Origin of the sequence: Aliiroseovarius crassostreae, assembly GCF_001307765.1 — a bacterium.
GTDB lineage: Bacteria > Pseudomonadota > Alphaproteobacteria > Rhodobacterales > Rhodobacteraceae > Aliiroseovarius > Aliiroseovarius crassostreae.
The window spans coordinates 40512-63226 of record NZ_LKBA01000019.1 but is presented as its reverse complement, the minus strand read 5'-3'; the positions used below and the strand labels follow the sequence as shown (position 1 = coordinate 63226).

Annotated in this window: 19 protein-coding genes and 2 pseudogenes; 5 read left to right on the top strand and 16 right to left on the bottom strand. The window is 58.0% G+C overall.

All coding sequences use genetic code 11. The features are described 5' to 3' along the window. Positions 1-42: 42 nt before the first annotated feature. The 6 genes from cpaB to AKJ29_RS12975 form a co-directional block, all read right to left on the bottom strand. Positions 43-1131, bottom strand: a complete 1089-nt coding sequence (cpaB, locus tag AKJ29_RS13000) for a Flp pilus assembly protein CpaB (protein ID WP_055191505.1) — start codon at positions 1129-1131, stop codon at positions 43-45. Between the two features lie 170 nt (positions 1132-1301). Then, a complete protein-coding gene (locus AKJ29_RS12995) occupies positions 1302-1523 on the bottom strand; it encodes a Flp family type IVb pilin (protein ID WP_055191503.1) in 222 nt (73 codons plus the stop codon). A gap of 337 nt (positions 1524-1860) precedes the next feature. Further along, complete coding sequence (locus tag AKJ29_RS12990; protein WP_055191502.1) at positions 1861-3489, bottom strand: pilus assembly protein TadG-related protein; 1629 nt, start codon at positions 3487-3489, stop codon at positions 1861-1863. Positions 3490-3580: 91 nt separating this feature from the next. Then, positions 3581-4018: a prepilin peptidase gene (locus tag AKJ29_RS12985; protein ID WP_235477557.1), complete on the bottom strand. Its 438-nt coding sequence runs from the start codon at positions 4016-4018 to the stop codon at positions 3581-3583. Positions 4019-4104: 86 nt separating this feature from the next. Beyond that, the gene (locus AKJ29_RS12980) at positions 4105-4629 is read right to left on the bottom strand and encodes a tetratricopeptide repeat protein (RefSeq protein ID WP_175502305.1); all 525 of its coding nucleotides are present in this window, start codon (positions 4627-4629) and stop codon (positions 4105-4107) included. Positions 4630-4841: 212 nt separating this feature from the next. Further along, positions 4842-6503, bottom strand: a complete 1662-nt coding sequence (locus AKJ29_RS12975; RefSeq protein WP_055191495.1) for a sulfatase-like hydrolase/transferase — start codon at positions 6501-6503, stop codon at positions 4842-4844. A 375-nt stretch (positions 6504-6878) separates the two neighbouring features. Here AKJ29_RS12975 and AKJ29_RS20150 point away from each other — a divergent pair. From AKJ29_RS20150 to AKJ29_RS20140, 3 genes and pseudogenes are all read left to right on the top strand, one after another. Further along, positions 6879-7123 (top strand): annotated as a pseudogene (locus tag AKJ29_RS20150) (transposase); the annotation flags it as partial. Positions 7124-7257: 134 nt separating this feature from the next. Then, a pseudogene (locus AKJ29_RS20145) lies at positions 7258-7565 on the top strand (integrase core domain-containing protein); the annotation flags it as partial. Positions 7566-7663: 98 nt separating this feature from the next. After that, complete coding sequence (locus AKJ29_RS20140; RefSeq protein WP_409360032.1) at positions 7664-7840, top strand: hypothetical protein; 177 nt, start codon at positions 7664-7666, stop codon at positions 7838-7840. Between the two features lie 27 nt (positions 7841-7867). Here the strand turns inward: AKJ29_RS20140 and AKJ29_RS12960 are convergent, their stop codons facing one another. From AKJ29_RS12960 to AKJ29_RS12915, 10 genes are all read right to left on the bottom strand, one after another. Beyond that, the gene (locus AKJ29_RS12960) at positions 7868-9148 is read right to left on the bottom strand and encodes a DUF3422 family protein (RefSeq protein WP_055191493.1); all 1281 of its coding nucleotides are present in this window, start codon (positions 9146-9148) and stop codon (positions 7868-7870) included. 195 nt (positions 9149-9343) lie between these two features. After that, complete coding sequence (gene murD / locus AKJ29_RS12955) at positions 9344-10744, bottom strand: UDP-N-acetylmuramoyl-L-alanine--D-glutamate ligase (protein ID WP_055191491.1); 1401 nt, start codon at positions 10742-10744, stop codon at positions 9344-9346. Between the two features lie 249 nt (positions 10745-10993). Further along, positions 10994-12076, bottom strand: a complete 1083-nt coding sequence (gene mraY, locus AKJ29_RS12950; protein ID WP_055192440.1) for a phospho-N-acetylmuramoyl-pentapeptide-transferase — start codon at positions 12074-12076, stop codon at positions 10994-10996. A gap of 98 nt (positions 12077-12174) precedes the next feature. Further along, complete coding sequence (locus AKJ29_RS12945; protein ID WP_055191489.1) at positions 12175-13593, bottom strand: UDP-N-acetylmuramoyl-tripeptide--D-alanyl-D-alanine ligase; 1419 nt, start codon at positions 13591-13593, stop codon at positions 12175-12177. Beyond that, on the bottom strand, positions 13590-15086 hold the full coding sequence (locus AKJ29_RS12940; protein ID WP_055191487.1) for a UDP-N-acetylmuramoyl-L-alanyl-D-glutamate--2,6-diaminopimelate ligase: 1497 nt from the start codon (positions 15084-15086) through the stop codon (positions 13590-13592). Before AKJ29_RS12940 ends, AKJ29_RS12945 begins: the two co-directional genes overlap by 4 nt. Positions 15087-15136: 50 nt before the next feature. Further along, entirely contained in the window at positions 15137-16933 is a 1797-nt protein-coding gene (locus AKJ29_RS12935; RefSeq protein ID WP_055191486.1) for a peptidoglycan D,D-transpeptidase FtsI family protein, read from the bottom strand. Beyond that, positions 16930-17286 (bottom strand): cell division protein FtsL, encoded by a 357-nt coding sequence (gene ftsL, locus AKJ29_RS12930; protein WP_055191483.1) that lies wholly within the window; start codon positions 17284-17286, stop codon positions 16930-16932. The genes AKJ29_RS12935 and ftsL overlap by 4 nt, the downstream gene beginning before the upstream one ends. A 2-nt stretch (positions 17287-17288) precedes the next feature. Continuing rightward, entirely contained in the window at positions 17289-18293 is a 1005-nt protein-coding gene (gene rsmH, locus AKJ29_RS12925; RefSeq protein ID WP_055191481.1) for a 16S rRNA (cytosine(1402)-N(4))-methyltransferase RsmH, read from the bottom strand. 1 nt (position 18294) lies between these two features. Beyond that, complete coding sequence (gene mraZ, locus AKJ29_RS12920) at positions 18295-18795, bottom strand: division/cell wall cluster transcriptional repressor MraZ (RefSeq protein ID WP_074963811.1); 501 nt, start codon at positions 18793-18795, stop codon at positions 18295-18297. A 730-nt stretch (positions 18796-19525) separates the two neighbouring features. Next, positions 19526-20605 carry an Mrp/NBP35 family ATP-binding protein gene (locus tag AKJ29_RS12915; RefSeq protein ID WP_055192432.1) on the bottom strand — a complete coding sequence of 360 codons (1080 nt, stop codon included), beginning with the start codon at positions 20603-20605 and terminating at the stop codon, positions 19526-19528. Positions 20606-20932: 327 nt separating this feature from the next. Here AKJ29_RS12915 and AKJ29_RS12905 point away from each other — a divergent pair, with 327 nt between their 5' ends. Both AKJ29_RS12905 and AKJ29_RS12895 read left to right on the top strand, forming a co-directional pair. Continuing rightward, positions 20933-21148, top strand: a complete 216-nt coding sequence (locus AKJ29_RS12905) for a DUF1127 domain-containing protein (RefSeq protein WP_055191475.1) — start codon at positions 20933-20935, stop codon at positions 21146-21148. Positions 21149-21831: 683 nt separating this feature from the next. Beyond that, a complete protein-coding gene (locus AKJ29_RS12895) occupies positions 21832-22692 on the top strand; it encodes a hypothetical protein (RefSeq protein WP_055191473.1) in 861 nt (286 codons plus the stop codon). Positions 22693-22715: the final 23 nt, after the last annotated feature.

Below are 22715 nucleotides of genomic sequence, written 5' to 3'. Positions count from 1 at the left end.
AATTCACGCCTCTGTTCATTCCATCCCGAACCCGACGATAATCTACTCTGCGGTCGCCGGTGCCGCAGGGTCAACCCGTGGCACAAGATAATTGCTACGCTTGCCAGCCCGGATAACACCAACATTTGCCTTCACAGGCTTGGGCGGCGGAGAGGAAGCCACAACAGTTCTCACCGGCTCCGAGTTTACTGTATTTGCCTGGTCAATACTTGTTTCCACTTCATTCAGGCGCCCGGAAATGTCGCTCATGAAGCCTTTCAGCAACGTTTCGACCTCCTGTCGCATCAGTTCGGTGTCGGTAGGGCCGGTTTCCAGCATTTCAGCCGCAGCCAGTGCGGCTTCTTCCGCGGCTGCCTTCTCTTTTTGCAAACGCAGCTCCTCGGCCACCTGCGGATCCACGAGGTCGAGCGTGGTCACACGCTGCAGGGTCTCAGTCTCGGAAGAGCCGATATTGCGCAGCGCCAGGGACATGGTCCCGACATTGGCCGCAAGGGCCAGTTTCTGGGCCTCTTCGGTGCTGACTTCAAAGGTCACGGTGCGCACCACGCTGGGCTTGTCCTTGCGGTCATCTGCAATCTGGTCGATCGCCAGAACCTTTACCCCCTGCAGCAACACATCCACATAAGAGCCGCTGCTCTGGCTGCGGGTCAGCATGATATCCACCCGGTCCCCGGGCAGAACAAATCCCGCCACACCCAGCACATCATTCACCCGGATCGAAATCGCTTTCATCCCCGGCGTCAGCGCCGTAGACAGTTTCGCACGCTGCCCCGGTTCAGTGATTTTGCTGACAAAAACAGGTTCCCCCACTTCCATGGAGGAAACGACAAACCGCGCGTGTTCCTCTGAATCGGACACGAGTTGATCAATGGAGGTAAACGCCCCGTTTGGCAGGTCTTTTGCCGCCCAGTCAATTTCCTGCAACTTGTCACGCGTCAGGCGTTGACCGAATTGCAGCACGGTCCGGGCCACGACAATTTTCTGCTGTGGCTCCTGCTCTTCTTCTGATGCGGGAAGGACTTCAGACAGGATCTGAGCCCTCTCTGTGTTCAACCAAATCTGAGCTGTAAATGTTGCCAGCCCAGCCAAAACCAACGCCAGCAATAAACTGACGACCGTTGTCGCACGCATGACTGCCTCCTACCGTCGCGATAGCAATGACCACAGGAAGGCGGTCATTGCTGATATGTATGTGTACTTGTTCGCCAGCAGGGCCGGGTCGACCGGTTTGCCGCAAAGGAAGGCGTGCCGCAAAGGCGTTCCTCCAATGGGCAAGTCCCCTGCCTCAGGCGTGGGGCCTATCAGCCGCCAGATCCGGTTACAGCCGGTGCATGGAGGTCGGTTTCATCCCGCATCCAGTTTGCCCAGGTTTCCCAGTTTGCACCGAGTTCATCGCCGAACAACAGAACAGCCGCAATCACGGCAGATGCAAGAAGTCCCAGCAGGATGAGATATTCTGTCAACGCAATCCCGTCTTCATCTTTACGAAAACGCAGAACCAGTTTTTCGATCAGTTTACTCATTTAAAATTACTCCCAATTCGTAGGGGCGAAAAAAAGAAATGGGCCCCTGTTCCCCAAAAATCGAAACGCCGTCCAGTTAACTTTTAAAAACAGGCAACCATCGTAAAAAACGGACATTTCAATATGAACACGATAACAGTTTTCGAAGTTTTCGTCAAAAAAATGACATAATTTCAGCACGTTCTGGACATTTTCTGAAACAAAGCCCGGAAAACAGGGCGATTGTCGCATTTTTACCAACCCCAAGATGGTTAACGTGTGATATTTTTTTGCCTAAATTTTGAGCGCATAAACCGTGCGATTTAAGCCTCTGTAAAGATGGATTAAATCTTTCGATTTACCTGACGAGAATCGATTCGGCGCGGATAAACGTGTCCAAGGTGCCGTTCCCGCCAAACCCCGTGATATCGACAAACTCCACATCAATGGTCCCACCTTCGCGCAGGGTCGCATCCTCATCCTGGTTGCCCTTGCCATTGTTCGACGACTTCTCGATCGGGCGCACCATGAAGATGCTGGCATAGCTGTTCACCGGCAACGTTGCCTGCCCGTTAAACGGATTGGCCAGGCAGTTCACGATCGCCGCAATGATCACGCGGCGGTCCTTGGTGCCGGTCGGGGCAGACGGGTCCGCCGGGTCATAGGCCGGAACATGGTCCACATTGTTGTCAGGGTCTGAACATTTCGGATAGCCGGTCTCCCCCCCGGTCGAGTTTTCCGCCACCAGATTATTGGCACTGGCAAGCTCGGTCTCAATCTCATGACGATAGACATCATAGCGCGACGGTTGCAGCCCAAGATGGTCAAAGGTGCTTTCGACAACCGTATGCCCTGTTGGATTTGCGGGATGGTTGACCGACCAATAGGTCGAAATGTCCCATTCATCCCAGGTGCCGGGCCCGGCGGGGGTGGTAAAGGTTCCGTAATCATCCGGGCTCCCCACCAACACACCGCCAGCACCATTGGTCGGCGACCCCATGGTGCCATTGTCGGGAAAGCCCATGAAATCAGCGGTAGACGGGTCAACCAGCGCCTGTTTTCGGCAGAAATTTCCGGTGCCGGGCTTATACCCCTTCCGCACGTTATAGGCAGGGCCATAGTCATCCTGTGCGTTCCTGTAAGGCGCATCATAGATGTCAAATCGGATGTTGAACCCGGTTGCAATTGAGGTGGCATAACCGGGCTTTGTGTCAACCGTATCTGACTCATAACAGGTTGGATTGGGCGCGCCCGCAAAGAAATCCCGGATATCTGCCGCGCTGGAGGTCCCATTGGTTTGCAAAAACCCGAAATTGCCCGGACCCGCCGGGTCATTCTGGTTCTGCTTGGCGTGAAGTTTCAGGATCCGCCCATGCAAAAGCCCGTTGGAAAACGCGGTCTGAAGGTCGGTAATGCCCTCCCCCTCAAACGGGTTGCAGATGAACAGAGGGGGCACATCACAGACCGCGCTTTGTGACATCGCCACCGCATTTGCCCGCACCGGAACGGTTCGGATCAGCGGTTTCAGCACCGAGGAAAAGATCGAATACAGATCCTCGGAACGGGCGGAAACATAGACATATTCGGCGTCCGTCCCATCGGTGGTGGCATTTGCATTCACCCAGGCCTGATCAATTGGATCATGGTCATTAGGCGGAATATCCCGCAGAAAAATAACGGTGAATTCATTGTCCGCGACGTCTTCATATTCCAAGACAGTTTGCATGTTGTTCGCATCATTGCCCAGGAAATGGACTGTGTTATCCACGTTCTCCATCGCCGCCTTGGCCCGGGTGATCGCGTCGGATCCGCCATCCAGTTCAACCGCCCCCGCAAGCGCCAACGCATCGGCCGCAGCCTGAAGATCGGAATGGGCATTGTTGCCCCGGCTGATGTCGATGACCAAAACCGCCATGCCCAGAAAGACCGGCAAAAACAGCAAGGTCAGGACAAGAACATATCCATCTGTATCTTTAAGAAATCTCATCTTCGCCCCTCTTCACGTCATCCCGAATTGTTCAAAAGCGCCATGGGATAGGGATTGTCCGCACGGACTGCGGTGTAAAATAAGGTGCAGTTTACCAAAAATCGGTTGCAACGATAACTGCCAAAACGATTGGCACGCCGTAGGGAACCTTGCCACTGTCGCGGATCACACGCAGGCGTTGCCCGATCCGCCCGGTTCCCGACGCCCCAATACCGCTTTTCACCACAAGAAGTGCCAGAACCGAAAAACCAAGCAGTGCCAGCGCGAAAAGCCCCAGACCTTGCCAGCCCACAAGCAGCCCGGCCGGGAAAAACAATTTGGCGTCCCCTCCTCCCATCAAGCGCAGGAACCAGAACGCATACCCAATCACAAAAAGCACGGCACCAGACATCAGATGGCTCGCAAGCCCGTGAAACATGCCTGTCGCCGACCACAAAAGGAACAGGCCCACCAGGACCAGAACATCGGCGTTGCGAATGCGATGGGTCAGGAAATCACCAATCCCGATCCGCAACAGCCAGGCGATCATCAGCAAAGACGCCGCGATCCGCATTATGTCAAAACCGGTTTCGCCCATGGTCACCTGCTCACAGGTCCCGCGCAAAGGCCCCGTGGTCAGATACCTTTCAGATCACCGGGGGCCCGGCGCTGATACGCGACCGAGTTGCGCAGCAATTCGAGATTGTTTGCGGCAAACTCATTCGAGGGATCAATTTCATAGGCCTTCAGGAAATACTTCCGCGCCGTGGTCAGATTGCCGCGCAGCAGGTGAGAATAGCCGTAGTTATTCAGAAATTCGATGCGGTTACCGATAACCGGTTGCAACTTCCGATACGCGAAATCCGCCTTGTCAAAACGGCGCAACATGTCAGCCGAGGCCGCATATCCAAGCCAGGCCTGCGGATCCTGCGGCGCGACATCAATCGCTTTTTTGAAATGTCTGTAGGCTTTGCCGTAATTGCCCTCTTTGAACTGCATGCGGCCAGAGACAATATGCTGATCATTCGGATGATAATCCACATTGGAACTGTCTTTTACGGACGCCGCGCTGTCACCGGTCGAAGAAAACTCGCCAAAGTTGACATCACTACATGCGGCAAGGCCAGCCAGCAGGACGCCCATCAAAACTACATTTCTCATGCCAAAATGCCTCATAACCCCATCCCCCTTGGAACATGAATGCCACATTTCACACATCAAAACCACAGATTTTACTGGCCTGCCCTTTCCCTAGCGGCAAGAGCGCAACACTTTTTACCGTGTGTGAATATACATATGCGTCAGCTTGTCTGTCCCTCAAATGTCTCGCTCACTGAGCGTCTGCCTCAATCCATTGCTTACAACTGGTAAACTCAATCGAGGGTAATGCTAGCAGCCCGCGTTCCCTGTGCCAACCATAACAATTCCTGCATATCAGAATTTCCCCGGATACTTTCGTTGAACCCCTCCACCCCATGGGTTTCCACAAAATTGGGCTGATCACTCAGCAGGGACGTGCCCATATTTGCGGTTCCGTTTTGCAACTGATACCCCAGTAGTTCGAGGATGGTTGGGTAGATATCGACCATGCCGCCAAGCCGGTCCACCTGCCGAACGGATCCTGCATTCAGGAACGTGACCTGATTGCGCCGCGCCTCCTTGCGGGCACTCAGCTGGTCATAAAGCGTATTGCGGGCGGCCAGGTGATCGCTGGCCAACAGCACTATCGTATCGTCCCAGATGCCAAGCCGCTTGATCTCATTTATCAGATCCGCCACATGCGCCCCGCTGCAGGCAATGGCAGCAGGCAGTTTCGACAGGGCTGTCTCCTCAGCCAGACAGGCCTCATCCAGCAGGGCATCCGGCCCATGGGTGCTAAGCGTCAATGTCGACAGAAGGAAGGGGGCATCCTGTGCGGCCAGATGACCCAACTCACGTTTCACCCGCTCAAACAGCAGATCATCATTCATGCCCCACAGATTTGTGCGTGGCTCTTCCTCCCAGCCGTCATAGCTTCTCAGCCCGAACACCCGCTGATAGCCATGGCTGCGAAACAACGCCCCTTTGGAAAAGACCGTCAGGCGCGACCCGTTCACGTAAGAGGCATTGTATCCGTCCCGCGTCAGGATATCGCCAAGGCAGGTCACACCGGGCAGGAATTCGGTGAAATCCGGGATCACATCCTCATTGGCCTTCATCTTACGCCCGACATGGAACACCCCACGCGCCAGAAGCGGCACGCCGCATTGGGTTGCCACCAAGCCGGCCGCAGTGAATTGGGTCCCGGCCACCTGAACGATATTGTTGAAGGCCAGCCCCTGCCGCTCAAACTCGCTAAAGGGGGCATAGGCCGCGCGAGTCTCGTCGATCTCGCTATATGTGCGTTCAAGGCTTTCCAGATACACAATGACCAGGTTTTTCTGCCGGTCGGGGCGTTGGGTGACCTGGTGGCCTGCCAGAAAACGCTCCACCGCCAGCGCATGCGCCGGCACGGGCAGGATCAGGCGCAGCGCGTATTCGCTGACCGGACTGGACAGAATGGCCACCACCCCCACAAGGCTGATCTGCCGTGCCGCTGTGCGTGAACTGCTCAGCAGGAACAGGGCCGCACCAGTCGCGAGCAGCAGGTAGGTGATCTGCTTGATCAGCTGGGGCGTGAAGTCATGGATCCCCACATTTAGCATGGTGCTGGCCTGGTTTTCCTGAATGGTCAGAAGAAGGCTGCCCATTTGCCATTCCCCAAAGGCTTCCCGGACAAATGCAAAGGGCTGCAACAACAAGAACCCAATGATCAGAAGCGCGAGGGGCAGGATTTTCGGGCGGCGAAACCACAATGCCTGGCGGAAGGACCATCCTGCCACGCCGAGTATGGCAACCACGATGAGCACACCCAGAACGGCCATGGCATTACGCGGCAGCAACGAGAACAGACCAAGACTGTAGGCGAGAAAAGGAAACACGACCAGAAAGCTCATCCCCCAGAACAGGATCAGGCAAATGGCTCGAAAAAACTTTGCAAAAATAGACTTTCCCATCGGGTCCCTCTCTCTCATATGAAAGGGCTTCACCACTCCGGCTGTCAAGCTTCTCATTTTTTCTTTTTATTAACATGCACTTGCATACTAACCATTACGCAGTCAACCCAACAAACCTGCTCAGACAGAAGCAAATTCACGTGCCCCCAAATCCGAAACTGCCCCTCGAACACCCCGTCAAACCACCCGCCACATAAGGCGCCAATTTGCTGAAAATGCGAAAACCTGCTTTAGGGTCAGGCGTCATAGCCAATAAATGACGATGGCGGCGAGAGCGATTGCCGAGAGGAAGACCTTAGGGCATCGGTCGTAGTGGACTTGTCCCGGTTCAGTTCCGGCCCTTTGAGAGCAATATTGCCTTGAAGGAGAAGAACTATGGCAAACGGACACAGTGAAGAGTTCAAGCGGGATGCGGTGCGTATCGCTCTGACGCGCGGCCTGACGCGGCGACAGGTTTCTGCGGATTTGGGGGGGCCTTTCAACGCTGAACAAATGGATCACATCCTTTGACGAAGAAGCGGTTGTTTCCGGGCCCGATCAGGATCTGGCACGGGAGAATGAACGGCTTCGACGGGAGAACCACATCCTGAAGGAGGAGAGGGACGTGCTAAAAAAGGCCACGGCCTTTTCGCGAGGCAAAAGACGTGAGGGTCGCATTCATCGACCAGTACGACGGTAAACTCAGCCAGCGCCAGCTCTGCTGGCCTGCCTGGAGTAACCGATCGTGGCTACCGTTCATGGCGATCAATCTGCCCCCCCGAAAGGCTGCATCCATCACACCGACCGCGGCAGCCAATATTGTTCGCATGAGGACCAGAAGCCGCTGAAACAGCGCGGCTTCAAGATCTCGATGAGCGGCAAGGGAAATTGCTATGACAACGCTGCCCTTGAGACCTGCTTCAAAACACTGAAGGCCGAGCTGGCCTGGCCGCAACCCTGGTACATTCGCCGGCAATACGAACTGGCGCTGTTCCAGTACATCAACGGTTTTTACAACCACGCCGACGGCACTCAGCCCTCGGTTGGAAAAGCCCCGTGACTTTCGAACGGAAAGCCGCTTAACATGAGAGCTCTTGGTCCGGAACTAAACCGGGACAAGTCCACGGCCCAGCTGCCCCTGTTGCAAACCGGGCTGGGGGGGAGCGCTGTTTGGCGCGGGGATGGTTTTGACGCGGGGGTACCTGTCGCGGCTGATGGTGCTGTCCGGCAGCGGCAATCTGCGGGCATTGACGGTGCTTGGCGTGGTGGCCCTTATGGCACTTGCGACCCCAAAAGGTGTGTTGCCCCGCTGCGCACGGCCCTGTTCGTTCTGGCGGCGATCATCACCGGCGCGCTGATCATGGACCGTGCGGTCCTGCGCGCCGTCAATGCTCGATCGAGTGGCGGATCCGGCGCACCATCATCCAAACCAGCGCCACAACCGGCAGCGTAAGCCCCGCGGTCAGCATCCCCTTGGAAATCCCCAACCAACTGGCAAGCGGATAAGCAAAATAGCTGGCCAGCGAAACCGCGTAATAGCTGATCGCCACCACGGACAGCCCCTCGACCGTTTCTTGCAGCCGCAGCTGCAACTGCGCCCGCTTGTCCATGCTTTCCAGCAATGCCTGGTTCTGCGCAGAGCGTTCGACATCAACACGGGTACGCAACAGGTCCCCCGCCCGCTTGGCCCGCTGCGCCATGGCGGTGAGCTGGCGTTCCGCACTTTCCACCGTGCGCATCGCAGGATCATAGCGGCGCATCATAAACTCCTGCCAGGTCTGGCGCCCCTCGAACCGTTCTTCGCGCAACACTTCGATACGTTGATCAACAATGGCGCGATAGGCCTGGGTGGCGCCGAACCGGAACGACGTTCTGGCCATCAGATCTTCCAGCTCCGCCGAAATCGACAAAAGCTCATCCAGGGTCGAAGCCGCATCGCCCCCCTGACCCATTTTCTGCACCAGCCGGGACAGCTCTCCATCCAGCGCGCCGAGGCGGGAATGCAGGTTGCGCGCGCGCGTCAGACCGAACATGGACATCGACTTATAGGTCTCGATCTCGCAAATCCGCTGCACGATACGGCCGATGCGCCGACGTCCCGTTCCGGGGGCGGTAAACACGGAAAACCGCATATGACCCGCCGGATCGATGCGAAAATCCCCCATCAGGATCGCCGCCCGGTCGAGCACCCAGCTGACCGCCACGCTTTCCGCAACAAACCATTCAGAGATCGCCTTGCACATCTCTTCCTTCGGGGGCTGCTCCTGGATCTGGATCAGGGCAGACGTAACCCGGACACCCGGCGCACGCGCCACCCAATCATCTGGAAACACATCAAATTTCGAAGGATCAAAGGGGCGATCTGCAAGCCCGTCCATGAAAACCGTGTAGGTCACGAACTCGGTATGGCTTTCCCATTTCAGGTGATGACGGCCAATCTGCCCGTAATAATGGCTGGCATTGGGCTGCGGATGCGGGGCGCCATGGCGATCCAAAAGCTCGATCAGATGCGCACGATCCGCATCCCGGTCGCGACTGGCCGCATCCGAAGCAGGTTTCACGGCGAGATAGGCCGCAACGGCAGGGGCCTGAACCGGCGGGAAAGGCCGGGCATGTAGTTCATTGGCCAGACCATAGCGGTCCGGGTGATCTGCTAATGGAAACATCGCACGCTTCTCCTTCCACCCCGGCGATGTCGTTACATCCGCATCGGGGCAACCTCCTGAACGGAAGCGTTAACAGAGCCGACACACATTGCAAGTATTTATAAACACGTTATTTTTTCGGGTATTTGCATACTTCTGAATACCGTTATCGCAAACGTGGAAATCCTTTCCCCATCTCCACATCCAAACGGAATGTCAGAGCAGCGCCCGAACAAGACGGGTGAAATCTTCCCCCCGCTTCTCAAAATCCGGATACTGATCGAAAGATGCCGCAGCCGGGGCAAGAAGCACGGTATCACCGTCCTGCGCATCCCGGGCCGCAGCCCTCACGGCGAGTTCCATCGTATCGCAGATTTCATGGGGCAAATCCCCGATTTGCAAAGCAAATTCACGCCCCGAATGTCCAATCAGATAGGCTTTTGTCACATTGCCCAACTGATCTTTCAGGCCCTCAATGCCACCCTCCTTGCCCAGCCCCCCCGCAATCCAACGGATATTTTTAAAGGCCGCAAGGGCCGCGCGGGCGCTATCCACATTGGTGGCTTTCGAATCGTTCACAAATGCCACGCCATCCCGCTCCCCCACCAATTGCGAGCGATGCGGCAGGCCGGCAAAACTGGCAAACCCCGCTTCGATCTGTCGCGGTGCCAGCCCCAATGCACGCCCCACCGCATAGGCGCAGCAGGCGTTCTGGTGGTTATGGCTACCCGGCAACCCCTTGATCGCCCGCAGGTCGATTGATGCCACCTGTCGGCCTTTGCGATACTCAGACAAGAACCCCTTGCGGGCAAAGACCTGCCACCCGGGACCAGACAGTTTGCGCGCCACGGACACCCGGATCACCCTGTCATCCGCGGCCCCTTCGGACAATTGCCCAGCAAGGAACACACCTTCTTTCTCATCCACACCGATCACCGCACGATCTGGTCCCCCTTCAGCAAACAGGCGCCGTTTCGCGGCAAAATACCCGCCCATCCCGCCATGGCGATCCAGGTGGTCAGGCGACAGATTGGTAAACACCGCCACATCCGGTGTCAGCGCCCGCGCAAGATCTGTCTGATAGCTCGACAGTTCCAGCACCACCACCTCACCATCATGGGCCGGATCAATATCAAGAACCCCACGGCCAATATTTCCCGCCAGCTGCGCCGGCCGGCCCGCCGCTTCGATCATATGATGGATCAGCGCCGAGGTTGTGGATTTGCCATTGGACCCGGTCACCGCCACCACCTTTGGCAGCTTTTCAAAATTGTCCCATTCCTGAGTGGCAAAACTGCGGAAGAAAAGCCCGATGTCATTGTCCACCGGCACGCCTTCCTCCATCGCCCGCGCGATCAGTTTATTGGGATCGGGATAGAGATGCGGAATGCCGGGACTGACGATCAGCGCCGAAACATCTTCCCACGCATTGCCCTTGTGAAGATCATCATGCAGGCTCAGCCCCTGCGCTTCGGCCCGGTCGCGCGCCTCCTGCCCATCATCCCAGCACAGCGCAACCGCTCCACCCGCTTCCAGCGCATGGGCCGTCGCAAGACCCGAACGCCCCAGCCCCAGGACCGCAACCTTCTGACCTTCATAACCTTTGACCGGGATCATGCGCCTGCCTCCATCATTGTGTCTCTTCGCTAAAGCATTTCCAGACTGGATTGGATCAAAACTGCATTTGGAGATGTTCACAACCCATTTCGTCCAGGCGGTTCGACTTTTGCCATACTCCGACTGAAACGTCGAAACGCTTTAAATCGGCAACGACCGAAACAAAAGCCCCGCCCTTTTCCTCTTGCAAAAAATATCCCCGCCGGAGGCATCCGACGGGGACAGAGCCACAGCGTTTATGTTCTGCGATCACCGAATCTTCAACGTTGCCAGACCAATCAGCGCAAGGATCAGAGAGATGATCCAGAACCGGATCACAATCTGCGGCTCTTTCCAGCCTTTGTGCTCAAAATGGTGATGGATCGGCGCCATCAGGAAAACGCGTTTTCCGGTGCGCTTATAGTAAAGCACCTGAATGATGACCGAGAGGGCCTCGACCACAAAAAGACCGCCGACAATGGCCAGAACCAGCTCGTGTTTGGTCGCAACTGCGATGGCACCCAACGCTCCGCCAAGCGCCAGCGACCCGGTATCCCCCATGAACACCGCCGCCGGGGGGGCATTATACCACAAAAAGCCCAAACCACCGCCGATCAGGGCCGAGGTGAAGATCAGAAGCTCGCCCGTGCCCGGCACATAATGCACCTCGAGATATTCGGTAAAGTCGACCCGCCCCACCGCATAGGCAATGATGCCCAGCGTGGCGGCCGCAATCATCACCGGCATCACCGCAAGCCCGTCCAGACCATCCGTCAGGTTCACCGCATTGGCGGACCCCACGATCACGATCATCACGAAGGGGATAAACAGAAAACTCATATTGAGCAGCGCATCCTTCAGGAACGGAAATGCCAGCTGATACCGCAAAGCCTCCGGGTGGTAGGCCGAGGCCCAGATGGCGGCAATGGCGGCAATGGCCAGCCCCAGTGCCAGCCGGATCTTGCCCGACACGCCAGCCGTGTTGTTCTTGGACACTTTCGCATAATCATCCGCAAACCCGATCAGCCCGAACCCGTAGGTGACAAACAGCGTGATCCAGATAAACGCATTGTCCAGCCGCGCCCAGAGCAACGTCGCCACCAGAAGCGCCGAGAGGATCAAAAGCCCCCCCATGGTCGGCGTCCCCTGTTTTTCCAGATGGCTCTGCGGCCCATCATCACGGATTGGCTGCCCCTTACCCTGCTTGCGACGCAGGATATTGATCAGCGGCTTTCCAAACAGGAAACCAAACAGAAGTGCCGTGAAGAACGCCCCGCCCGAGCGAAAGGTGATGTAGCGAAACAGGTTGAACACGTCGCCACCATCCGAAAACTCGGTGAGCCAATAAAGCATCAGGACCATCCCTTCATTACGCGCCCTCCGAACCGGGCCGCCTGTCGTCTTTTACCTGCCACCCGCCCCGCTTCACGGGGAAAAGCGCGTCATACTGATCAGCGTTTCGGATGGCCCAATTTGCGCAGTGCGTCAACTGCAAGGCTGACCTTGGACCCTTTGGACCCCTTGACCAGCACAATATCGCCAGCATCCACCAGCCCGGAAAGCTGCGAAAGGATTTCAGGCGCGCTTTCCACCCAGATCCCCTGCTTTTCCGCAGGCAGGCGCGCCCAGAGCGCCTTCATACGGGGTCCGACGCAGTGAACCACATCCAGATCCGCAAGATAGGGAAGATCCGCAATCGCCTCATGCAAGCTCTGCTCTTCAGGGCCCAGCTCCAGCATATCCCCCAAAATTGCAATCCGGCGACCATTCTGAAGCTCGCCTACCCCGTCCACAGGCTGCATGATCGACAGCACCTCAAGTGCCGCCGCCATCGAGGTCGGGTTGGCATTGAAGGCATCGTCGATCAGGGTGAGTGACACCCCCTCTGGCGCATCCAGCACCACATCCTCACGGGTGCCCCGCCCGGCTGGCGGTTGCCAAAGCGGCATATCCTGCGCCGCCAGCATGGCCTCTGCCCCAAGGGCGCGGGCCGCGACCAGCACGGCCAATGCATTGCTTGCAAAATGCCTTCCGGGAGTTGCGATTTTGAACAAATACTCCTGCTCCGCCACGATCCCTTTGCAAATCGTCGCCTCTTCCGTGAGAGACACATGGGTCAGGCGGTTGGAATTCCCGGCCTTTGCCCCAAAGGTCTCAATCCGGGCGCCTTTCGCGGCTGCCAGCAAGATGTCCGTTGTCGGCAGATCGCCATTCACTACCGCCACGCCGCCCGGCTCCAACCCCTGAAAGATCGCGCCTTTTTCGCGCGCAATGCCCGAAATATCCTCAAACGCCTCAAGATGGGCCGCCGCCACGGTGGTGACCATGGCCACATGCGGGCGGGCCATTTTCGAAAGCGGTGCAATTTCACCGGGGTGGTTCATGCCGATCTCGATCACGGCATAGTCCGTATCTGCAGGCATCCGAGCGAGGGTCAGCGGCACGCCCCAATGGTTGTTGTAGCTGGCCTCAGCCGCATGGGTCCTGCCCTGGGGGCTCAGCACCGCGCGCAACATCTCTTTGGTTGAGGTCTTGCCGACGGATCCCGTCACCGCCACCACACGCGCGCGCGTGCGCGCACGGGCCGCCCGGCCCAGATCCTCAAGGGCGCCCAACACGTCCTCGACCAGAAGAAGCGGCGCCTCTTTGTCCACCCCCTCCGGCAGGCGACTGACCAGCGCCGCACCGGCCCCGGCGGCAAGCGCCTGCGCCACGAAATCATGCCCGTCCCGCGCCGCTTTCAGCGCCACGAACAGATCGCCGTGCTGGATCGTGCGGGTGTCAATCGACACCCCCTCGACGCTCCAGTCCCCGCCCAGAACCTTGCCACCGGTGGCCTTTGCGGCCTCACGCGCTGTCCACAAGCTCATGTCAGTTTCCCATCCAGCGCCGCGACCGCAACCGAGGCCTGCTCCACATCATCAAACGGGAACACATCATTGCCAATGGTCTGCCCGGTCTCATGCCCCTTGCCCGCAATCAAAAGCGTATCCCCCGGCCCCAACGCATCGACGCCGCGCAAAATCGCCTCGGCCCGGTCGCCCACATTATTGGCATTCGGGCAGCCCTGCATCACCATGGCACGGATCAGATCGGGGTCTTCGGTGCGGGGATTGTCATCGGTGACAAAGACCACGTCGGCATTGGCCGCAGCAGCTTCGCCCATCAGTTTGCGTTTCGAGGTATCGCGGTCCCCGCCCGCGCCGAACACCACCACAAGCCTGCCCAGCACATGGGGGCGGATGGCCCTGAGCGCGGTTTTCAGCGCATCCGGCGTATGGGCATAATCGACAAAAACCGACGCCCCATTGTCCCGGGTCGCTGCAAGCTGCATCCGGCCCCGCACGGTTTCAAGATGTTTGAACGTGGCGAACACCTCGGACGGTTCCGCCCCGCAGGCAATCGCCAGACCGGCCGCAAGCAGCACGTTTTCCGCCTGGAACCCGCCGATCAGGTCGAGCCGCGCCATATGCGGCTCTCCCAGCCAGTCAAAGCGCAGATCCTGCCCGGTGGCATCAAACCGCCGCGCGGTGAGCCGCAGGTCACAATCGGCATGGCTGCCAACCCGGATCACGTTCTGCCCGCGCCCAAGCGCGATATCAAACATCTCCTGCCCTTTCGGGTCATCCATATTGATGACAGCGGTGGCCTCATCGGGAAGGACCCGGCGAAACAGCCCGGACTTGGCGTGGAAATACTCCTCGAAGGTTTCGTGATAATCGAGGTGGTCCTGGGTGAAATTGGTAAATCCTGCGGCGGTCAGGCGAACCCCGTCAAGGCGCCGCTGCGCAAGCCCGTGCGAAGACGCTTCCATCGAGGCATGGGTGATCCCCGCCCTGGCCATCTCTGCCAGCAGGGCATGAAGCGTGATCGGTTCCGGGGTGGTGTGGGTCATCGGGGCTGTATAGGCGCCCTCAACCCCGGCGGTGCCGAGATTGGCCGCCTGAAGCCCCATATGTTCCCAGATCTGGCGGGTGAAACTGGCAACGGAGGTCTTGCCATTGGTGCCGGTGACCGCAACCATGTTTTCGGGCTGGGCGCCAGACCAGAGCGCCGCCGCATAGGCCAGCGTCATGCGCGGATCCTCAACCACGACAAGGGCTGCATCTGCCGATGCCAGCTCAGCGGCGGCAATGCGCGCACCTTCCGGGTCGGTCAGAATGGCTCCTGCCTTCATACGCAGCGCATATTGAATGAACTCCCCCCCATGCACACGCGCACCGGGGAGGGCTGCAAACAGGTGGCCGGGCCTGACCTGACGGCTGTCCACCGACAGGCCGGTGATCTTTACATCGCCCCCGCCATTGCCATTGGCAGTCAAACCAAGATCCGCCAGCGTTTTTGTGAGTGTCTTGTCGGCCATGGGGCCCCCTCAGTCTTGGGGGACAGCCGACCGGGCCGCCCCTCGCACATTCAGTTTGAGGTGAGTGTTAGCCCAGTTGGGTCCAAAGGTTCAATCTTTGGCTTCATCCCCAAAAGCGGGGCAACCCGGCGCACGATCTCGGCCGCAACGGGAACCGCGGTCCAGCCAGCGGTGCGGCGCGGCTTCGGGCCGGAGGTTTCCACCGGCTCATCCAGTGTCACGATCAACACATATCGCGGATTGTCTGCCGGGAACATGCTGGCAAAAGTGTTGATCACCTTATCATCGTAATAACCGCCACCGGGTTTGGGTTTGTCTGCGGTGCCGGTTTTGCCTGCCACCTGATACCCCTCAACCTCACCAAAAGAGGCGGTGCCCTCGGTCACCACTTTGCGCAACATCTGACGCGCGGCCACAGCCGAGGCTTCGCTCATCACCCTTGGGCCACGCTTGACCTGCGTTTGCTTGAGCACCGTCGGCGTCACCGCATAGCCGCCATTGGCAATGGCCGCATAGGCAGAGGCCAGATGCATCGGGGTGGAAGACAGCCCGTGGCCATAGGAAATGGTCACGGTTGACAGCTTGCCCCATTTTGGCGGAAGCAGCGGGGTCGAGCCCTGCGCCTCAACAATCTCAAACGGGGTGCGTTCGAAAAAGCCCAGTGATTTCAAGAACTCCTGCTGACGCTCTGGCCCGATTTCCAGCGCCATACGCCCGGTGCCCCGGTTCGAGGATTTGACAATGATGTCGCTGACGGACAGCTCGCCATAATTCTTGTTTTTGAATTCCTTGATCCGGAATTTGCCAATTTTCATCGGCACACCCGTGTCGATCACGGTGTTCGGATTGACCAGACCAAGATCCATCGCCTGAATGGCGGTAAAGATCTTGAAGGTCGAGCCCAGTTCATAAACCCCCTGCACCGCGCGGTTGAACAGCGGGCTGTCGGACTGATCCTTGCCACGATCCGCCACGGTCAGCGGGCGCGGGCGGTTGTTCGGGTCGAAATCCGGCAGCGATACCACCGAAATCACCTCACCGGTATGCACATCCATCAGCACCGACGCCGCCCCTTTGGCGTTCATCAGTTTCATACCGCCATACAGCACCTGCTCGATGGCCGTCTGCACCGTCAAATCCAGCGACAGCTCCAGCGGAGCCCCGCCATTTGCCGGGTCACGCAGAAACTCATCAAACTGCTTCTCAACCCCGGCAACACCGATCACCTCGGCAGCCGACACACCTTCCTTGCCGAAACTTGCCCCACCCAACACATGGGCCGCCAGTCGACCATTTGGGAAAAGACGCATTTCACGGGGTCCAAACAGAAGGCCCGGCTCACCGATATCAAACACAGCCTGTTTCTGTTCGGGGCTGATTTTTTTCTTGATCCACAGGAACTTGCGCTTGCCGGTGAAATCCTCCAGCAGCTCTTTTTCATCAAGATCCGGGAAGATCTTGGCCAGCTCCGCCGCAGCGCGTGGCGGGTCCACCATGTCGCGGGTCTGAGCGTAAAGCGCGTGGGTCACAAGGTTGGTGGCAAGGATCCGCCCATTGCGGTCCAGAATATCGGCCCGCGCCGTGGCAATCGCGGATCCGGCAACCTGTCCGCGTGGCTCCTGCGGCTCGGACGCGGACAGGATCGACATGCGCGCGCCCACAACGACAAATGCACTGAGGAACACACCTGCCAGCACCAGAAGCCGGCCTTCGGTGCGCAGCCGCACCCTGTCGCGGATCACCTCATGGCGGTCATTCAGGTTTTCACGTTCGATCTGATCGGGGTTTTCACCTTTCGCGCGGGCGTCCAGAATACGGGCCAGCGGGCGCAGTGGGATCCGGCTCATGGGCGGTCCTCCTGATCGGAAATCTCGCCACTGACCTCGATGGTTTCCGTCACCGCAAGCGGCTCCTCTGACGGATAGGCAATCTGGTCCACACGGCTGAACTGCTCCGGCGCAAGCGGCAACAGGCCCAGACGGGCATAGTTGAGTTCCGCAAGATCTCGCAGCCGTTCCGGGCGATTGAGATAGGCCCATTCGGCACGCAGCACCGCAAGCTCTTCCTGCATCCGGCCGATATCATGCTGCAATCCTTCGACCTTATCCAGCGCCGCCTGGGTCTTGTAGTTCTCCGAATAGGCCCAATAGGCCAGTCCCATTACCACAAGTGCCGAGCAGAGATAAAGAAAGGAACGCATTCTCAAGACCCTTTAAGAACAAGTTTCGGAAGACCAAGTTTTGAGCGGTCCACGGGACCCGCGGGCGCATCGGTGCGGGTGGCCACCCGAAGGCGTGCAGACCGGGCGCGGGGATTTTCCTCAAGCTCCTCGGCATCCGGCCCAATTGCCTTTTTGGGGGTAAGCTGAAAGGTCGGCACCTCTTCGGCCCGTTCGGGTGCATAACGCGACCCGCCACCACCGACCGAGGCGCGCGCCTGCAGATACCGCTTCACCACCCGATCTTCCATCGAATGGAAGGTCACCACCGCCAGCTTTCCACCGGGCTTAAGCGCCCGTTCTGCCGCTTCAAGCCCTTCGATCAACTGACCAAATTCATCATTCACCGCGATGCGGATCGCCTGAAAACTGCGCGTGGCCGGGTGGCTCTGACCGGGCTTGGCGCGCGGCAGGCATTTCTCGATCACATCAACCAATTGCAAGGTGGTTTCAAACGGCTGATCCATGCGCGCCTTTACAATTGCCTTGGCAATCCGACGCGAAGCACGTTCTTCGCCGTATTGATAAAGCACATCAGCGATATCGGCCTCATCCGCCTCATTGACAAAATCCGCAGCCGACGGCCCGGACTGGCTCATTCGCATATCAAGCGGCCCATCGCGCATGAAGGAAAAGCCGCGCTCCGCCATGTCCAGCTGCATCGAGCTGACGCCCAGATCCAGCACAACCCCATCAAGCGGCCGCCCGGCCAGCGTGTCGAGTTCGGAAAACGTGCCTTCGCACAGCGCAAGACGATCACCATATTGCCCGGCCCAGCCCTGCGCCATTTCAAATACCATGGGATCGCGGTCAATGCCCGCCACCCAATTGGCGCCCGCCTCCAGCAGGCCACGGGTATATCCCCCGGCCCCAAAGGTGCCATCAGCCCAATCCCCGGACAGGGTGCCAGAGTCAGAAGAGACCGCCTCAAGGAGCGGCCTCAGCAGAACGGGGATGTGGGGACGATCAGGGGTGGCAGCCGGTGTCATCTTACTCTCCTGCCCCGCCAAGCAATGTCAGCGGATCGAAATCATCAGGTTGCTCATCCAGCCAGGCCTCGGTCCTGGCCATCTCAACCTCCTCAAAGGTCTCGGGCTTCCAGATCTGGAACGTATCCCCCGTGGCAATGAAAAACGCTTCTTTGTCGAGGTCGATCTTCTGGCGCAGCTTGGCAGGCAGCACCAGGCGACCTGTTTCATCAACCGAAGTCGGGAAGGATTGCCCGTTAAACAGGCGCTCCAGCATCCGGCGCTCGATGGAACCACGCGGAAGTTTGGCAATCTGCTCGTCCACCTCGTCAATTGCTTCGATGGTATAGCATTCCAGATAGTTGCGGCGGTGATCGCCGTAGACAATGACCAGATTGGGGTTGTCGCCCTCGCGATGATCCGGGTCGCCCGCCTCAAGAACACGGCGAAACAGGGCTGGGATCGAGACCCTGCCCTTTGCATCCACCTTGTGGTGGCTTTCACCTCTGAACCTGCGTGCCACGCTACGGTCCCTTTCCTGTCCTCTCGCGGGGCCCACGTGATCTGCGTGGGGGCCCTGAATGAAAAACGGCGAATTGATCTAGCTGCCACTGATCAATCCGCCGCCATGCCCGTTTCCGGGTGTCCAGTCGCGCGCGCCACCTGGGGGGATGTCTGCTCGCGTACGCGCCGGATCTCTTTACCTGATGAAGCGGGTGCCTGCATGAAACCTGACTTGGGAGTGTCACTGAGGTCTTAGCGCCTCGTTAGTCCCGTCCTCATCATGGATACAAGTATTAGCTTGGGAATTCATGGGATGCAATACCCCATGATGGGATTTTTGCACCCCGAGCACCGCAACCCCTCGCCAACAAAGTGAAAAACTCAAGGAAATTCCAAGCTTCTTTCGCAAACCTAGCGGAAGACATCCAAAAAAGACACAATATATAGCGCAAAATTTTGCGTGCATTTTTTCCCAATAATTCCCGTATTTTTTTCGAATGAGGCCAATTTCACCGCAAAATTCCCAAAAACACCGGAAACTTTTGCGTATTCAGATGCGTTTCCCATGAGATCCGGGCATTCTCAACCATATTTTCCCACGCCGCCCATGATTTCCCACGCGTGGCCTCAACCTGTGTCCCATCTTTTCCCAGCCCCTGGAAAAACCGCCCTGACAGACCCATGCCCCACACCAAAAGAAAACGCCCGCTCTGCGGCGGGCGTTTGGCTGGAGGGATATTTTGAGAGGGTCAGGCCAGACCACGCTCCACGAGGTTCTGCGCCACGCGGGCATAGGCCTCCGCCACCGAGCCACCTTCCAGAACCGCAGGGGATCCGGCATCCCCCGCCAGTCGCACATCCAGTGACAGGGGCAACTCGCCCAGGAAAGGGGCGCCCAGTTCTTCGGCCTCGGCCTTCACGCCGCCATGGCCAAACAGATGCGCCTCATGCCCACAATTCGGGCAGGTGTAAGATGACATGTTCTCAATCAGACCAAGGATCGGGATGTTCACCTTGCCGAACATGTCAATTGCCTTGCGGGCATCCAGAAGCGCCACATCCTGCGGCGTCGACACGATCACCGCGCCCGAAAGCTGTGATTTCTGCGCCAGTGTAAGCTGCACATCCCCGGTGCCCGGCGGCAGGTCGATGATCAGCACGTCAAGCGGTGCCCAGTCGACCTGAAACAACATCTGCTGCAGCGCGCCCATCAGCATCGGCCCACGCCAGACCACCGATTCCCGGTCCGACTTCAGCATCAGCCCAATCGACATGAGCTTGACCCCATGCGCCTCGACCGGCACCAGTTTTTCACCATCGGGCGATGAGGGCCGCGCGTTGGTGCCCATCATGCGAGGTTGCGACGGCCCCAGGATGTCCGCATCCAAAAGCCCCACTTTGCGCCCTTGTTTGGCCAGCGCCACGGCGAGGTTGGAGCTGACGGTGGATTTACCAACCCCTCCCTTGCCAGACGCAATCGCGATGATGTTTTTCACCCCCGGCACGGCCATCGGTCCGGCCTGCGGCTTCGGATGCCCCCCAATCTTGAGGTTCGGCGCCTGCGCGGGTTTCGCGGGGGCGGCCCCATGGGCGGTCAGAATGGCGGTGACTTTCTCAACCCCATCAAGTGCTGCAATGGCCGCTTCGGCCGCGTGGCGCTGCGGCTCCATTCCGGCGGCCTGCTCAGGTGTGGCCGCCTCGATCACAAAGCTGACCGTGCCCCCGTCAACATTCAGCGCACGCACCATGTCGCGTGACGCCAGGTCCCCGCCATCGGGCAGGGCAATGGATGAGAGAACAGACATGATTTTATCGCGCGATTGGGCCACGGCCACCTCCTGCTAAAGCTGCGCCCCACATTTGGCCGCTTCACGGGCGAGATACAAGGGGCCTCAGGCAATCAGCCCCCAATCCACCCTGCGGCACGCCGCCACGCGGGCGGGGGACAGCAGGTTTCGGTAACGGTTTCGTGAAATTAGGTCAGCGATACGTATGCATTTTCTGCATAGCGGCATTGTGATGGCCGGGGATTGTGCATTTGCAGCACAATCGCCAAATACCCCTCCAACGACGCCAGCACGGCGCCAACGACATTTCCGCGACTGCCCGGGCATCCCGACGGCGCCGCACCCGACATACGCAAAGCGAGACGCACCATGGCACATGCCACCGAAATTCTGAACGCCCACGCCGGCATCGTTGATCGTTTCTTTTCCATGCTGGAAGGCTGGAAAGAAGCCTATGCAAACCACGCGCTGTTTCGTGAAACCGTGCGTGAGCTGAGCAAGCTGACCAATGCCGAGCTGAACGATCTTGGCATCAGCCGTGGTGAGATCCACGCGATCGCCCACAAAGCCGCCTACGGCGCATGATGCTTCAATAGGTGCTGTTCCTCCTCCCTGCAGCACCTTGATTGACGGCGGGGGCTTCCTCCTCCCTGCCCCCGCCAGTCGATCCTTTTTCCGGGCCTGCGCCTCCTCCCTTATGCAGGCCCCGGGATGCGGCAGCCTCCCCTCCTCCCTGGAGGCTGCCGTTCCAAAGTTTCGGATGCCTCTCCTCCTTTGGCATCCAAAATTGCAGACGGGTCGCTCCTCCCTGACCCGGACGCAGCTGAGCCGGCTTTCTCCTCCTCCCTGAGAGCCGCGCCACAGAAAGAACGGCGATGCCCCTCCTCCCTGGCATCGCCGTTTTTTTTGAACTTGCGACCCAGTCAGAACAAACCGGGCAAAACAAAAAAGGCGCCCCTTCGGACCAGCCCTTTACCATAAGTGTTGCACCCGCACCCCGAGCTTTTCGCGGTGCGGGTGTTTGATTTTGAGGGGACGGTAGCCACGAGTTTTCAGAGCGCCAAACATGTCTGAAGGTCAAAAAAACATTGGCCAAAAAAAATTTGGCGCACACCAGCAGGTGCGCGCCTAATCTTTAAGGGTGTTTAGACTCTCAAGGTGCCACGGTGACTGCCGTGGGCTCGCGTTGTCATTGCTTCGCCACCAAGCGAGTAGTATCTATATAGTTCCAAAGCATTAAGAACACAACAACAAAACATTCGAGCAACATGAGCGTTATCAAGTCAGCCCCTTCAACTACCGAACTGCTTGCCGAGTATCTATCTGGCTCACCCACCCCGCGACTGGTTGATGCCTTCCTGGCTGATCTTCGTGTCCTCAATCGCAGACTTCTCGCTGATTCGATACAGGAAGCCCAAGGGACGACTTCTTCCAAAACACCGCTGAGCTATGACGAAAAGCGGCAACTTATCCATAAAGTTTACACTCGAAAGACCAAGGAGCTCGCCGCCCTATACCCTGTGATATTTGCAGTGGAAAACGCACTCAGGAGCGCGCTTTCAGTGCATTTGACGACCTATTTTGACCGGCGAGACTGGTGGATCGTCGTAAGAGATGCAGTGTTGGCTGGAAAAAACCACCAAGATTTTGCTCACATTTGCGGGAAGCAAGTTTCGCATGTCTTCAAGCGCCAAATCTTTTTCACCATTGATAAAATTCTGGACGGACCAAACAAGGACAAGCTGCTAACCCCAACAAATGACGATCAACTGTTTCTGCTGCTCACGATCGGGCAGCTGCAGAGGATTATTGTTTCTGACTGGCTTTTCATAAATCAAATGTTTCGGCCAAGCAGTGAAATCCGCTTTCATCTTAACAAGGCCAACTTCCAAACCAGATTGCTTGCACTAAAAGAGGCAAGGGACGAAGTCTTCCATAGCAATCCGATCAAGAACAGAAGACATGTATTTAAGGCTGCAGAGGACATCTTGAATGCGCTCGATTTTCATTTGGGCGATTTTGATCAAGATCTAAAGGACGCTGAACACAAGCGCTTTGGTGCTGTTGCACCGCGTGAATTGCGCCACCTCCTGCCTGCTCGACCGTTCCCTAAATTAGCGCCTAACTGAACAGATCCTTCGCATTGACCTTG

Coding starts and splice junctions, on each gene's coding strand:
- AKJ29_RS12975 (WP_055191495.1), bottom strand. CDS start 6,503: ATGGGAAAGTCTATTTTTGCAAAGTTTTTTCGAGCCATTTGCCTGATC.
- AKJ29_RS12945 (WP_055191489.1), bottom strand. CDS start 13,593: ATGAGCTTGTGGACAGCGCGTGAGGCCGCAAAGGCCACCGGTGGCAAG.
- AKJ29_RS12905 (WP_055191475.1), top strand. CDS start 20,933: ATGGCACATGCCACCGAAATTCTGAACGCCCACGCCGGCATCGTTGAT.
- AKJ29_RS12980 (WP_175502305.1), bottom strand. CDS start 4,629: ATGAGAAATGTAGTTTTGATGGGCGTCCTGCTGGCTGGCCTTGCCGCA.
- AKJ29_RS12895 (WP_055191473.1), top strand. CDS start 21,832: ATGAGCGTTATCAAGTCAGCCCCTTCAACTACCGAACTGCTTGCCGAG.
- AKJ29_RS12960 (WP_055191493.1), bottom strand. CDS start 9,148: ATGTTTCCATTAGCAGATCACCCGGACCGCTATGGTCTGGCCAATGAA.
- ftsL (WP_055191483.1), bottom strand. CDS start 17,286: ATGCGTTCCTTTCTTTATCTCTGCTCGGCACTTGTGGTAATGGGACTG.
- AKJ29_RS12935 (WP_055191486.1), bottom strand. CDS start 16,933: ATGAGCCGGATCCCACTGCGCCCGCTGGCCCGTATTCTGGACGCCCGC.
- AKJ29_RS12990 (WP_055191502.1), bottom strand. CDS start 3,489: ATGAGATTTCTTAAAGATACAGATGGATATGTTCTTGTCCTGACCTTG.
- AKJ29_RS12995 (WP_055191503.1), bottom strand. CDS start 1,523: ATGAGTAAACTGATCGAAAAACTGGTTCTGCGTTTTCGTAAAGATGAA.
- murD (WP_055191491.1), bottom strand. CDS start 10,744: ATGATCCCGGTCAAAGGTTATGAAGGTCAGAAGGTTGCGGTCCTGGGG.
- AKJ29_RS20140 (WP_409360032.1), top strand. CDS start 7,664: ATGGTTTTGACGCGGGGGTACCTGTCGCGGCTGATGGTGCTGTCCGGC.
- AKJ29_RS12985 (WP_235477557.1), bottom strand. CDS start 4,018: ATGATCGCCTGGCTGTTGCGGATCGGGATTGGTGATTTCCTGACCCAT.
- AKJ29_RS12940 (WP_055191487.1), bottom strand. CDS start 15,086: ATGGCCGACAAGACACTCACAAAAACGCTGGCGGATCTTGGTTTGACT.
- mraY (WP_055192440.1), bottom strand. CDS start 12,076: ATGCTTTATTGGCTCACCGAGTTTTCGGATGGTGGCGACGTGTTCAAC.
- cpaB (WP_055191505.1), bottom strand. CDS start 1,131: ATGCGTGCGACAACGGTCGTCAGTTTATTGCTGGCGTTGGTTTTGGCT.
- rsmH (WP_055191481.1), bottom strand. CDS start 18,293: ATGACACCGGCTGCCACCCCTGATCGTCCCCACATCCCCGTTCTGCTG.